Annotated in this window: 12 protein-coding genes; 9 read left to right on the top strand and 3 right to left on the bottom strand. The window is 66.0% G+C overall.

Going from position 1 to position 12,245, the window contains the following annotated elements; all coding sequences use genetic code 11:
* Positions 1–76: 76 nt before the first annotated feature.
* The 3 genes from MELE44368_RS13765 to MELE44368_RS13775 are packed head-to-tail and all read left to right on the top strand — an operon-like array spanning position 77 to position 3,208.
* Positions 77–859, top strand: coding sequence for an enoyl-CoA hydratase/isomerase family protein (locus MELE44368_RS13765; protein ID WP_128109012.1), 783 nt, complete (start codon positions 77–79; stop codon positions 857–859).
* Complete coding sequence (locus MELE44368_RS13770; RefSeq protein ID WP_128109013.1) at positions 860–1,906, top strand: phosphotransferase family protein; 1,047 nt, start codon at positions 860–862, stop codon at positions 1,904–1,906. It begins immediately after the preceding gene.
* Positions 1,907–1,924: 18 nt separating this feature from the next.
* Positions 1,925–3,208, top strand: coding sequence for an acyl-CoA dehydrogenase family protein (locus tag MELE44368_RS13775; protein WP_128109014.1), 1,284 nt, complete (start codon positions 1,925–1,927; stop codon positions 3,206–3,208).
* Positions 3,209–3,280: 72 nt separating this feature from the next.
* Here the strand turns inward: MELE44368_RS13775 and MELE44368_RS13780 are convergent, their stop codons facing one another.
* The 3 genes from MELE44368_RS13780 to MELE44368_RS13790 all read right to left on the bottom strand — a co-directional run bounded on the left by MELE44368_RS13780 (position 3,281) and on the right by MELE44368_RS13790 (position 5,657).
* Entirely contained in the window at positions 3,281–4,069 is a 789-nt protein-coding gene (locus MELE44368_RS13780) for a crotonase/enoyl-CoA hydratase family protein (protein ID WP_128109015.1), read from the bottom strand.
* On the bottom strand, positions 4,066–4,839 hold the full coding sequence (locus MELE44368_RS13785) for an SDR family NAD(P)-dependent oxidoreductase (protein ID WP_128109016.1): 774 nt from the start codon (positions 4,837–4,839) through the stop codon (positions 4,066–4,068). The genes MELE44368_RS13780 and MELE44368_RS13785 overlap by 4 nt, the downstream gene beginning before the upstream one ends.
* 182 nt (positions 4,840–5,021) lie before the next feature.
* On the bottom strand, positions 5,022–5,657 hold the full coding sequence (locus tag MELE44368_RS13790) for a TetR/AcrR family transcriptional regulator (protein WP_241566617.1): 636 nt from the start codon (positions 5,655–5,657) through the stop codon (positions 5,022–5,024).
* A 258-nt stretch (positions 5,658–5,915) separates the two neighbouring features.
* On the opposite strand from MELE44368_RS13790, the gene MELE44368_RS13795 reads away from it, so the two are divergent.
* The 6 genes from MELE44368_RS13795 to MELE44368_RS13820 all read left to right on the top strand — a co-directional run bounded on the left by MELE44368_RS13795 (position 5,916) and on the right by MELE44368_RS13820 (position 12,244).
* The gene (locus MELE44368_RS13795; RefSeq protein WP_128109017.1) at positions 5,916–6,785 is read left to right on the top strand and encodes a mycofactocin-coupled SDR family oxidoreductase; all 870 of its coding nucleotides are present in this window, start codon (positions 5,916–5,918) and stop codon (positions 6,783–6,785) included.
* A complete protein-coding gene (locus MELE44368_RS13800) occupies positions 6,782–8,260 on the top strand; it encodes an aldehyde dehydrogenase family protein (RefSeq protein ID WP_241566618.1) in 1,479 nt (492 codons plus the stop codon). Before MELE44368_RS13795 ends, MELE44368_RS13800 begins: the two co-directional genes overlap by 4 nt.
* Before the next feature lie 68 nt (positions 8,261–8,328).
* Positions 8,329–9,306, top strand: a complete 978-nt coding sequence (locus MELE44368_RS13805; RefSeq protein WP_128109018.1) for a TIGR03619 family F420-dependent LLM class oxidoreductase — start codon at positions 8,329–8,331, stop codon at positions 9,304–9,306.
* A gap of 177 nt (positions 9,307–9,483) precedes the next feature.
* Positions 9,484–10,686 carry a CaiB/BaiF CoA transferase family protein gene (locus MELE44368_RS13810; RefSeq protein WP_128109019.1) on the top strand — a complete coding sequence of 401 codons (1,203 nt, stop codon included), beginning with the start codon at positions 9,484–9,486 and terminating at the stop codon, positions 10,684–10,686.
* 70 nt (positions 10,687–10,756) lie between these two features.
* Entirely contained in the window at positions 10,757–11,752 is a 996-nt protein-coding gene (locus tag MELE44368_RS13815) for a Rieske 2Fe-2S domain-containing protein (protein ID WP_128109020.1), read from the top strand.
* A gap of 90 nt (positions 11,753–11,842) precedes the next feature.
* On the top strand, positions 11,843–12,244 hold the full coding sequence (locus MELE44368_RS13820; RefSeq protein ID WP_128109021.1) for a nuclear transport factor 2 family protein: 402 nt from the start codon (positions 11,843–11,845) through the stop codon (positions 12,242–12,244).
* Position 12,245: the final 1 nt, after the last annotated feature.

The raw sequence follows: 12,245 nt of genomic DNA on the forward strand, positions 1-12,245 counted from the left end.
CGGCTGCAGTGGGGTCGGGACGTCGATTTCGGACCGCGCTTGCTCCCAAACAACCTACTAAGTAGTATCCCCTGTCATGCCTTATAGCCACCTCGCACCCGCACTCCTTGTCACCGGAGATGGCCCCGTGCGGATCCTGACGATGAACCGCCCGGATGACCTCAACTCCTTTGATGACGATCTGCACCGCGCGATGCGTAAGGTGTGGGACGCGCTGATCGACGATGAGGACGCACGCGCGGTCGTTCTGACCGGCGCCGGACGCGCCTTCAGCTCGGGTGGCTACCTGCCCAACTTCGCTCGCAACAACAAGGATGCGGTGGCGCGCCGCAAGGATATTCGCGAGGCCGAACGACTCGCGAAGGCCATGCTCGAATGCGAGCTGCCGGTCGTCGCGGCGGTCAACGGGTTGGCTGTCGGCCTCGGCGGTTCGCTGGCGATGATGTCCGATCTGGTGGTCATGGCAGAAGACGCGTTTATCAGTGATCCACATGTCAGCGTCGGGTTGGTCGCCGGCGACGGTGGCCCGCTGACCTGGCCGTACATGATGAGCCTGCTCAAGGCCAAGGAGTACATCCTGCTCGGTGACCGCATCACCGCCCGCGACGCCGAACGTCTGGGTCTCGCGAACCGAATTACCACCCGGGACAAGGTCGTCGAGGAGGCGCTGGCCCTGGCACACCGGCTGGCCGGCCAGCCGGTTCAGGCGCTGCGCGACACCAAGCGGGCGCTGAACATGCACCTGCTGAACGCGGCGAACCTGATCCTGCCGTTCGCACTGGCAACCGAATCGGAGTCGTTCACCAGCGACGACGTTCGGCGCAGCGTCGAGAAGTTCACCGGCAAGGGAGCTTCCTGAATGGGTGGCACCGGACCCAGCGCGGCCACCGACGACCTGGTCTCTGTTGCCGCCCTTGACGATTGGCTCGGCGAGCGGCTGCCTGGACAGGGTCCGTTGACGGTTGAGCGGGTCACCACCGGCCACTCCAACGAGCTGTTCACGATCAGCCGCGGTGGCCCGACCTGGATGCTGCGTCGCCCACCGCGGGTGGCCAACGCGCCCACGGCGCACGACATGGTGCGTGAGTACCGGGTGCTCGAAGCGCTCGAGGGCACCGATGTGCCCCATGCGACACCGCGGGGCTTGTGTGAAGAAACCGACGTCATCGGGGCCCGGTTCTATCTGATGGACCAAGTGCCCGGTGTGCCGCTGTATCACGAGTTGCCGGCCCAGCTCGCCGAAGAGCGGACCGGGATCGCTTATGCCGCGATCGATGCGCTGGCCGCACTGCACCGGCTGGACTGGCGCGGGGCAGGTCTAGACGGCTTCGGCAAGCCGGACAACTACACCGAACGTCAGGCGGCCCGGTGGACCAGGCAGCTGACGTCCTACGCATTCCGCGAGCTGCCCGAGCTCGGCGAGGTCGCCGGCTGGCTGGAGCAGCATTGTCCCGGTACCCACGGCACCGCCCTGATCCACGGCGACTACGGCCTGCACAACCTTCTTTTCGCCGCGCAGCCGCCGGCCACCGTGTTGGCCATCGTCGACTGGGAGACCGCCACGATCGGCGACCCGCTAGCCGATCTCGGCTATTTCCTCGCCAATTGGCTGGAGCCGCACGAGATGGAGCAGTGGGGTGCCCTGGGATCTCCACACGGCGTCGACGGCAACCCCAGCCGGGGTGAACTCATCGAACGCTACGTCCGCGGCAGCGGAATGGACCTGGTAGCCGATGACTTGATCTGGTTCCGGGTGTTCGGCCAGTTCAAGCTGGCCGTCATCTTCGAAGGCTCTTACGGCCGTTACGTCCGGGGGGAGTCCACCGACTCGTTTTTCGCCACGCTGGAGCACCGCGTGCCGTTGCTCGCGCGTCACGCCCTGGCCATCGCGACGGGCACAGCCTAGAGAAAGAAGGTCTGCCAAATGTGGGATTTCTCAACTGATCTCGAGATCGAGAAGGATCTCGACTGGATCAGGGCGTTTGTCAAGGACGAAATCGAACCGCTTGAGACGCTCGAGTTGGACGACGCCGCAATGGCCAGGGCGATGGAACCGCTCAAACGCGAGGTAAAGGACCGCGGGTTATGGGCGGCGCATCTGCCGCCGGAACTGGGTGGTCAGGGTTTTGGGCAGGTCCGGCTGGCGTTGATCCATGAGGTGCTCGGTCGTTCGCACCTCGCCCCGATCGTATTCGGCAATCAAGCACCCGATTCCGGTAACGCCGAACTGCTGGCGGTGGCGGCCACCGCCGAGCAGAAGGCGGCATGGCTAGATCCGTTGCTAGCCGGTGCGATCCGCAGCTGTTACGCGATGACAGAGCCGGGCGCCGGGGCGGATCCCACCATGCAGACCACCACCGCCCGGCTTGATGGTGACGAGTGGGTGCTCAACGGCCGCAAGTGGTTTGCCTCCAATGCCTCTATCGCCGATATCTTCATCGTGATGGCCGTCACCGATCCGGAGGCGGCCAGACATCAGCGGGCGTCGATGATCCTGGTGCCCGCGGGCACCCCGGGAATGATCGTCGAGCGCGACATCCCGACGATGGAACACCCGTATGAACGCCCGCCCGCATATGGCAACCACTCCGAGGTGGTCTTCGACGGTGCGCGGGTACCGGCTACAAACCTGCTCGGCGAGCGTGGCCGCGGCTTCGCCCTTGCCCAGACCAGGCTCGGACCCGGCCGCATCCACCACTGCATGCGGTGGTTGGGGCAGAGCGAGCGCGCGCTGGAAATGCTTTGCGAACGCGCAGTTTCGCGCACCATGCACGGATCGTTGCTCTCCGAAAAGCAGATGATTCAGGACTGGGTGGCCGAATCGGTGGCAGAACGTCAGGCTGCACGGCTGATGACCCTGCACGCGGCGTGGAAGATCGATACCGAAGGCGTCCGGGGGGCGCTCACCGAGATCGCGATGATCAAGTTCTGGGGCGCCCGGGTGCTCTACAACGTGATCGACCGTGCCATTCAGGTGCACGGCTCGCTGGGGTACAGCTCCGATCTGCCGCTGGAGTTCATGTACCGCCAGGCGCGGGCCGCGCGTTTGTATGACGGACCCGACGAGGTGCACAAGGTAACCGTGGCCCGGCGCACGTTGCGCCAGTTCGAGCCGCGTGAGGTACCCACCGAGCATGTCCCGACCCGGCGTGTCGCGGCGCGCGAGCGGTTCGCCGCGCTACTCGACGCGGCCGCGGCGAACGCCTGACGAGCCACAACAAACAGTAGAGCCGCCCCGGGCTCGGCCCGGGGGCGGCTCTGCTGTCCAACCGCTGGTGGGTCAGCGAGCCTGCCAGACGGGTGCGCGCTTTTCGGCGAACGCCCGAGCGCCTTCGGCGGCGTCGGCCGAGGCGCGCACGGGTGCAACGATCTCCTCCTGGCGTGAAAAGAGTTCCGGTTCGGACCAGTCGACGGACTCGGTGACGACACGCTTGGACGCCCGGGTGGCGAGCGGGCCGTTGGCAGCGACGACGGCGGCCAGTTCGCGGGCCGCGGCACCGGCTTTCCCCGGCGCGGTCAGCAGGTTGACCAGACCTAGCTGGGCGGCGCGGGCAGCATCGATCGGTGCGCCGGTCAGGATCAGCTCCATCGCCAGATGATGGGGGATCCGGCGTGGCAGTCGCACCAGCCCGCCGCCATTGGCGGTGAGTCCGCGGGTGACTTCCGGCAGGCCGAATCGGGCCGCCTCGGACGCCACGATCAGGTCGCACGCCAGCACGATCTCGAAACCGCCGCCGACAGCGGGTCCGTCGACCGCAGCGATCAACGGCTTTTCCGCCGGCTGTTTGACGATGCCGGCGAACCCGCGCGGTTCCGGCCGCGGCACCTCACCGCGCGCGAACGCCTTGAGGTCCATGCCCGCGCAGAACGACGGTCCGTTGGCGGTGATCACCCCCACGCGCAATTCCGGATCTCCATCGAGCCGATCCAGTGCCGCCGAGATTTGCTGAGCCATATCGAGATTGACAGCGTTGCGCGACTCCGGCCGGTTCAGGGTGATGATGAGAATGCCATCGTCGGCCGTGACGAGCACCGGATCGGCTGCCGGGGCGGTGCGATCCGCACTCATCGGGGCGCCATCCGGATCGCACCATCGAGCCGGATGGTTTCGCCGTTGAGCATGTCGTTCTCGACGATATGCATTGCCAGAGCGGCGAACTCGGACGGATCACCCAACCGGCGGGGGTGCGGGACGGCCGCTGCCAGCGACGCCCGGGCGGCGTCCGGGACTCGCGCCAGCAGCGGGGTGTCGAAGATGCCGGGTGCGATGGTGCACACCCGGATCTGCTTCGAGGCCAGGTCGCGGGCGGCCACCACGGTCATGCCGACGATGCCGGCCTTCGAGGAGGCGTAGGCGGTCTGACCGATCTGGCCCTCCCAGGCGGCGACCGAAGCGGTCAGAACGCACACCCCGCGGTCGCCGTGTTCGGACCGCTGCGGTTCGTTTCGAGCCATCGCCGCGGCAACAAGGCGCAACGTGTTGAAGGTGCCGACCAGGTTGATGCTGACGGTATCGACATAGTCCTCCAGGGAGCCGGGCTCGCCGGCACGGTCGAGCACCCGCACCGGCCCACCGCGTCCCGCGCAATGGACCAGGGTGCGCAGCGGCGCGAGATCCACAGCGGTGTCCACCGCCGCCTGGACCTGCTCGGCGTCGGTGACGTCGGCCGCGACGAAGGTGGACTTTCCGCCAAGCTCGCCCGCCACAGCTGCGGCCGCGCTGGTGGGCAGGTCGACTATCACGACGTGCGCGCCGGCCTCTGCGAGTCGCTGAGCGCTCGCCCTTCCCAGACCGGACGCGCCCCCGGTGACGATGGCGCTGGAGCCTTCGATGTGCATTTTGGTTCTCTCCTTCTGTGTGGTGCGCTCTACGCATTGATTCAGCCGACAGCACTATGAACCTACTGAGTAGTATGTCATGCAGACTCGTCCGCCCACACAACGAGGCTGCCCGGACCCTAGGGTGCGGGATGGCTACCGCGGATGCGGGATGGTTACCGCGGACGGCGGCTAAACCTCGGCTAAACCCCGTCGGGTGTGCGTGGAGCGAGGCCGTTGATGACGAACTCGGCGAGCGAGGAGGCGATGGTGCGCTTCTCCTCCTCGGTGCGCGCGGTTCGCGGGCTATACCACATGCTCATCCAGTTCAGGGTGCCGAGCACGGCCTTGGCCATCAGGTCGGAGTCTTTGGCCCCGAACTCGCCGGATTTCATCCCCTCGGCGATGACTTGCTCGAACTGCGATTCGTATTTGCGTCGCAGCTCGAGGATTTCGTTGATGTCTCGCTGACGCGTGCGACCCTCGCTCGCCAGGCTCATCTCGAGGTGTCGAGCGGCAAGCCCCATGAAAGTTGGCTCGGACATCATCAGCATGGCGTGTGCCTCCGCCATTTTGCGTAACTTGCCGGTCGCGGATGTCTCGCCCGCCACCGCTTCATCGATGGCGCGAAACGAGAGCTCGATCGCGCGCTTGTGGATGCCGACGAAGATCTCGCCCTTAGTACGGAAGTAGTGATAGACGCGGCCTTTGGTCGCGTTGAGCCGATCGGCGATGTCGTCGATGGAGGTGGCGGCGTAGCCGCGGGCGGTGAATGCATCGGCGGCGGCGATCAACACTTCGTTCCGACTGGCGATCTGTCGGGCGGTCAGCTGGCGCATCAGAACCCAGCGCTCCCTTCGGGGTCGATGGTTCGGAGCACGTAAATCGTGCCAAAGTAATGAGCTACTACTGGGTAGGTGCCTGATCACTGTACCGCCTGGCTGGGCACTTGGGCTGGAGGACTTGATGTGACCTAGCCCGTGGCGCGGTCGAAAGGTGGCGGGTGTTGCGGGTGGGCGCCGGGATGAACACCTCAGCATCATACTTGGTAGTATGCATCTGCGACCTCGGCGCAGAGGTCACGGAAGGAGCGACACATGACAGGTCGGGTGCAGGGCAAGGTTGCCTTTATCACCGGAGCCGGGCACGGGCAGGGGCGCTCGCATGCGGTGCGACTGGCCGAAGAAGGCGCCGACATCGTGCTCGTCGACGCATGCACGACGATCAACGAGGCGGTCACCTATCCGATGGCCACCACCGAAGAACTGGAATACACGGCCAAGCTGGTCGAGAAGACCGGTCGCCGGGTACAGAGCCACGTGGCCGACGTCCGCGACTTCCAGGCGCTGAAGGCGGCCGCCGACGCCGCGGTCTCCGAATTCGGCGCGATTGACATCCTGTGCGCCAACGCCGGAATCATCTCCTGGCACTGGTCGTGGGAAATCCCCGAAGACGCCTGGGATGACATCATCGACGTCAACCTCAAGGGCGTATGGAACAGCGCTCGCGCAGTGATCCCGCACATGATGAAGGGCCGCCGCGGCGGGTCGATCATCGCCACCAGTTCTGCCGGCGGTATTCGCGGCCTGCCGTACACCTCCCACTACTCGGCCAGCAAGTTCGGCGTGGTCGGGCTCGCCAAGGCGCTCGCGAATGAGTTGGGCCAGTACAACATTCGGGTCAACACCGTGCATCCCGGAACGGTGTTGGGCGAGGGCGACTTCGTCAGTTCGATGGGCACGCAGGACAAGGTGCCGTGGCAGTTCTTCGCTGACTTCCCCGAGTACGCTCCTAATCCCGGTCACATGCGCGATCCGCAAGCTGGCGAGGAGATGCGCCACGCCCCCCGCCCCGGCGTCCATCCCAACGCGATCTCCGAGGCGGTGCTGTGGCTGGCGTCGGATGCGGCCCAACACGTCACCGGCGTTGCACTTCCGGTCGATGACGGTCAGGTGAACCGGCAGTGACGCAGGGAGTTAACGCGACCGACAACTCGCGTCCGCTGGTCTCCGAGATCTATCTGGGCACGCGATGGCTTGGCACCGGCTCCGGGGGCGTCCACCAGCACATCAATCCGGCCACCGGTCGCCCGCAGGCCGATGTCCCGCTGGCCGGCCGCGCCGAGATCGACGAGGCGGTCGCGGTCGCGCAGACGGCTTTCCGGAAGTGGCGCCAGTGGCGGCCCGAAGACCGCCGCAGGCTCCTCACCCGCATCGCCGCGCGCATCCGCGAACACGAGGACGAACTCGCCGTCATGCAGGCGATGGAAAATGGCCTGCCGGTGTCGGCCGCCAAGGCGGTCTTGGTCCCGCACGGCGCGAACTGGTTCGAGAATGCGGCGGGTTGGGCCGACAAGCTCGAGGGCACGGTCGTCCCCACTGCGCCCGGGGAGACCATGGACCTGACCCTGATGGAACCCATCGGGGTCGTCGCGGTGATCCTGACCTGGAACGCCCCGATCGGTGGCTGGGGCATGTGCGTGGCCCCGCCGCTGGCCGCGGGCTGTTGCGTGATCCTCAAACCCTCCGAGCTCGCCCCGTTCACATCGACCTTCATCGCCCGGTTGTGCGAGGAGGAGGGTATGCCCCCGGGCGTCATCACCGTGTTGCCGGGCGGTCCGGAGGCGGGGGCGGCCCTGGTCGAACACCCCGGGGTCCGCAAGATCAGTTTCACCGGTGGCGGACCGACCGGTCGCCGCATCGCCGCGGCGTGCGGTGCGCAGCTCAAGCCGGTCCTGCTCGAACTCGGCGGTAAGTCCGCCAACATCGTTTTCCCGGACGCCGACCTGGCCAAGGCCGTCGAGACCGCGGCATCGGTCGTCTTCTCGGCGGGGCAGGCCTGTACCCTGCCGACGCGCGCCATTGTGCACGAGTCGATCTACGACGAGTTCACCGCGATGCTGGCCGGAGCGCTGGCTCAGGTACAGGTCGGTGACCCGCTCGATCCGACGACGGCGATGGGACCGGTGATCAGTGCCGCGGCCAGCGACCGCATCCTCGGCATGGTGAACCATGCCACCCGCGACACTGGCGCTGAATTATTGGCCGGCGGCAACCGCAAGGGCGACGAGCTCGCGGCTGGGTACTTCATCGAGCCCACCCTGCTGGGCAACGTCGCCCCGGACAGCGAGGTCGCTCAGGATGAGGTGTTCGGTCCGGTGACCGCAGCCATCCGGTTCTCCGACGAAGACGAGGCGGTGGCCGTCGCCAACGGCACCCCCTACGGTCTGGCCGGATACCTGCACACCCGCGACCTGGCCCGCGCCCTGCGCGTGGCGTCCGCACTCGAATCCGGCACCGTGGCCGTCAACGGCGCTGGTGCGCCGGCCGGTCCGGGCGCACCGTTCGGCGGGGTGAAGGAGAGCGGGTACGGCCGGGAAGGGGGCAGGCTGGGCGTTGCGGAATTCCTCCAGCACAAGACCGTGTCGATTGCACTGTCCTGATTCCGCATGCGCGGCCCCGCCAGGGACAACGACGTTTATGGCGGGGGCCGCCCCTTCCTGGAGAAGCGATGACCCAAACATGCTCTGCCGCCGCGTCTTTGACCGTCGGCCTGGCGTTGCAGCTCACCGACCAGTCGATCGGCCCGGCCGACGCCGCTCGCGAGGCAGAGCAGCGCGGGTTCGGCTCGATCTGGATCGGCGAGCACACTCATCTGCCGACCGACACCGTGCACCGTTACACCCAGGGCCGGTTCAGTGGACACAGCCGACCCGAGGGCCACGTCCCAGAGGTCTACAAGCGGTTCATCGACCCGTACATCGGCCTTACCGCGGCCGCTGCCGCCACGACCAGTTTGCGGTTGGGGACCCTGGTTGCGTTACCCGCAGAACACAACCCGCTGATCCTGTCGAAGGTGATCAGCACCCTCGACATGGTGTCCGGCGGCCGTTTCGAATGGGGGATCGGGTTTGGCTGGAACCCCCTCGAAACCGCGAACAACGGCGTCGCCTTCGCCGACCGCCGCGCAGTATTGCGGGAGAAAGTCCTCGCGATGCGGCGGCTGTGGACCGAGGAGGTTGCGTCATTCGACGGCACGCACGTCCAGTTCGGCCCCACATGGTCTTGGCCGAAGCCGATGCGCCCACCGGCGGTGCTGCTCGGGGCGAAGCTCACCGCGTCGAACATCCGGTTCATTGTCGAGTTCGCTGACGGCTGCCTTCCCGTTCGAGCTATGGGCGAGCAGACGCTGGCCGAGGACCTCGATCGGCTCCGGTGTGAGTGGGAGGCGGCCGGCCGGGAGCCCGGGGCGCTGTCGGTAAGCCTGGTGGAGGCGACGGGGCTGGCCGGGGGGCGGCGCTCCCTCGACAACTTCCGCAGCGGGCTGCCCTCGGCGGGGACGGTCGAGCGCTACCGCTCGCTCGGCGTCGGGCGATTGCTGCTCGGCGTGCCTACCGGGGACCTCGACACGTACCGTCGCGCGCTCGACGCGATTGTGGCGGCGCGGCGGGACTGGCCCGTCACCTCGGCGGCCTACCCGATCGGTTGACGGCGGTCCGACCGGAATCAAGCAATCTTTACACCAGTCCGCCACGTCATGGTTGACGTGAGGCAGCAAATACTAAAAAGCGAGTTGAGAAGATACTACCGAGTATGATATTAATGATCGTATGGCTAAGTTATCGCGGGGGATCGGCGGGCTCTCGGTGAGTCTCGCGGACGAGCAATGAGCCGGCTCCTGGAAGGCGTGCGCGTCCTGGAATGCGGCGTGCTGCTCAACTGCGACACCGTCGGCATGCGGCTCGCGGACATGGGGGCCGATGTGATCAAGATCGAGCAGCCACCCGTGGGTGACTATCTGCGCGACATCAACGGCGTCCTCGCCCCCCGCCGGAGCCCGGTGCACCTGCACGTCAACCGCGGTAAGCGGTCGATTGCGCTGGACCTCACCGATGGGAACGACCTTGGCACCTTCTGGCGTCTGCTGGATACCGCGGACGTCTTCGTCGACGGTCTGACCGCCGGTACCGCGGACCGGCTCGGGATCGGCTACGCCGTTCAGCGTGCTCGGAGACCGTCGATCGTCTACTGCCAGTACACCGGATTCGGTGCGAGCGGACCGTACAGCACGGTGCCGACCCACGGTCAGATGATGGACGCGCTCGGCGCCGGTCAGCCCCGCGCGCTCGACGTGGACGGCTTCATGGGCCCACTCACCACTGGCGGGCCCAACGGGCGCTCCGGCGGTGAAGGCACCGCGGCCGGCGCGATGTACGCGACGACTCACATCCTGGCCGGGATCATCCAGCGGGAGCGGACGGGGGAGGGCTGCTATATCGACGTGGCCGCTAGCGACGCCGTCGTCGCCCAGGCGTGGGGCACCGTCGCGAGCGCGCTCAACGCGCACCGGGTGATCGACCCGGAGAACGTTCCCGAACAGCAGCAGGCGGTGTACCGCGGCGCGAAGTACCAGTTCTACGAGACCGCGGATGAGTTGGTGGTGCTGTTCTGTGCCATCGAGCACAGGTTCTGGGACGCCTTCTGTCGAGCGACCGGCCGAGTCGACCTGCTTCCCCGAAAAAACGAATCCACGCCAGTCGATTTCGGTCCTGACGAGCAGTTGCGGCGCGATCTGCAGGACCTGTTCCGGACCCGGACCCAAGCCGAGTGGATGGAAATCGCAGTGGCACAGCGGATTCCAATTGGTCCAGCTCCGCGCGATTTCGACGAGATGCGCCGCGACCCGCACGTCGCGCATCGGGGAATTGTGTTCGAGGCGGTCGACCCGGTTGCTGGCCCGTTCACCTGCACCGGGGAGGGCGCGATCGTGGCCGGACAACCGTTTGTCGCTGCCCCTGCCCCCGCCTACGACCAGCACGGTGACGAGATCCGCCGGGAACTCGACAGTGTGGAAGTCTCCACGCGGTGATGTCCACCGCCAGAAAGGAGTGCAAGATGATGTTGCGCCGAAACGATATGACTCGAACGGCGGTGGGGTGATGGCAATCAACTTTCCCCACACCAAGATTCCCACGGGCTGGTACCAGGTCGGCTGGTCGTTTGAATTCCCGCTCGGTGAGGTCCGCCCGCTACGCTGCTTCGGCACCGATCTGGTCGGCTACCGCGGCACGTCTGGCAAGATCGTCGTGCTCAACGCGCACTGCCTGCACATGGGAGCGCATCTAGGCCACGGCGGTGTGGTGGTCGACGACGACATCCAGTGCCCATTCCACGGCTGGCGCTGGAACGCCGAAGGGCGCAACACCCACATCCCCGATGGTTCCCCCCCAAAGCGGGGACACACCATGCGGTGCTGGTCGGTGACCGAAAATTGCGGCGTTGTCTTCGTGTGGTACGACGTCGACGGTAAAGAGCCCACTTGGGAGGTTCCCGAACTGGTCGACGATCCCGATGAGTTCTATCCGATCGACCGCGCATCCCGGCATTGGCAGGTGCGGGTCCATCCCCAGATGGTGGCCGAGAACGCCATCGACAGCGGGCACTTCTCCTATGTTCACCGAGCGGGCTCCAATCCGGTCATTCTGGATATGGACGACCGCGGACCGATCCTGCACGTGTCGCAGAAGATGGAGTTCGGCAGCAACAAGAAGTCGACCTGGCTGACCCCGGATGGGCCGATCACCGGGTCGCTGGAGATCGATCTGATGGGAATAGGCTTGTCGCGAACGCTTTTCGCCGGCGCTGACAACGCCTACACCCTGGTCGGGGTCACTCCGGTAGACGGCGAGGTATCCGACTTCCGAATGACCACGTGGGCTCCGCGCACGGCCGAGAGTGACGAACCCGACGATTTTGCGCAGCGCCGGATCAACGAGCAGTTCACCCAGGCCCAGCGCGACTTCCCGATCTGGGAGAACATGATCTATATCGACAAGCCACCCCTGACGCGGACCGAGACCCGGCCGTACCGGACATTCCATGAGTGGGCCGAACGCCTCTATCCCCAGGGTGACCGGCTGGAGGCCGCCGAGTAGCGCTGAGCCCGTTCCTATTTCGGTCTAGTGAACTTTCTGCCACCGATCCACGGCAGCCGCTGCGGAACTATGGAGTCATAGGAGACGAAGATGCCTAACCAAGCCACCGCCGTCGTCGACTCGATGATTGCCGCTTTGCTCGCAGGCGATCTTGTCGGTATGACCGCGAACTTTCATCCGGAAATCACCCTGCGCGAAGCGGATTGTCTGCCCTACCCGGGTGTCTTCACGGGCATAAAGGCGTTCCGCGAGGATCTGCTCGGCAAGCTATTGGCTGGCCTCGATCTGGAGGTCGAAGAGCGGGAGGTGCTCGACGCCGGCAACGGCATCGTCGTCGTGCGGATGTGCGGGCAGTTCACTTCCAAGCACACCGGGCGGTCCGTTCAGATGCCGATGGTGGAGATCTACCAGGTGGTCGACGGAAAGATTGTCGACGTCGACATCTACTACAAGGATGCTGCGGCGATCAGCAAGCTGTACTGGGAACGGTGAC

Origin of the sequence: Mycolicibacterium elephantis DSM 44368 (genome assembly GCF_004014805.1) — a bacterium.
In the GTDB taxonomy this organism is placed as follows: Bacteria; Actinomycetota; Actinomycetes; order Mycobacteriales; family Mycobacteriaceae; genus Mycobacterium; species Mycobacterium elephantis.

Coding starts and splice junctions, on each gene's coding strand:
- MELE44368_RS13765 (WP_128109012.1), top strand. CDS start 77: ATGCCTTATAGCCACCTCGCACCCGCACTCCTTGTCACCGGAGATGGC.
- MELE44368_RS13770 (WP_128109013.1), top strand. CDS start 860: ATGGGTGGCACCGGACCCAGCGCGGCCACCGACGACCTGGTCTCTGTT.
- MELE44368_RS13775 (WP_128109014.1), top strand. CDS start 1,925: ATGTGGGATTTCTCAACTGATCTCGAGATCGAGAAGGATCTCGACTGG.
- MELE44368_RS13780 (WP_128109015.1), bottom strand. CDS start 4,069: ATGAGTGCGGATCGCACCGCCCCGGCAGCCGATCCGGTGCTCGTCACG.
- MELE44368_RS13785 (WP_128109016.1), bottom strand. CDS start 4,839: ATGCACATCGAAGGCTCCAGCGCCATCGTCACCGGGGGCGCGTCCGGT.
- MELE44368_RS13790 (WP_241566617.1), bottom strand. CDS start 5,657: ATGCGCCAGCTGACCGCCCGACAGATCGCCAGTCGGAACGAAGTGTTG.
- MELE44368_RS13795 (WP_128109017.1), top strand. CDS start 5,916: ATGACAGGTCGGGTGCAGGGCAAGGTTGCCTTTATCACCGGAGCCGGG.
- MELE44368_RS13805 (WP_128109018.1), top strand. CDS start 8,329: ATGACCCAAACATGCTCTGCCGCCGCGTCTTTGACCGTCGGCCTGGCG.
- MELE44368_RS13810 (WP_128109019.1), top strand. CDS start 9,484: ATGAGCCGGCTCCTGGAAGGCGTGCGCGTCCTGGAATGCGGCGTGCTG.
- MELE44368_RS13815 (WP_128109020.1), top strand. CDS start 10,757: ATGGCAATCAACTTTCCCCACACCAAGATTCCCACGGGCTGGTACCAG.
- MELE44368_RS13820 (WP_128109021.1), top strand. CDS start 11,843: ATGCCTAACCAAGCCACCGCCGTCGTCGACTCGATGATTGCCGCTTTG.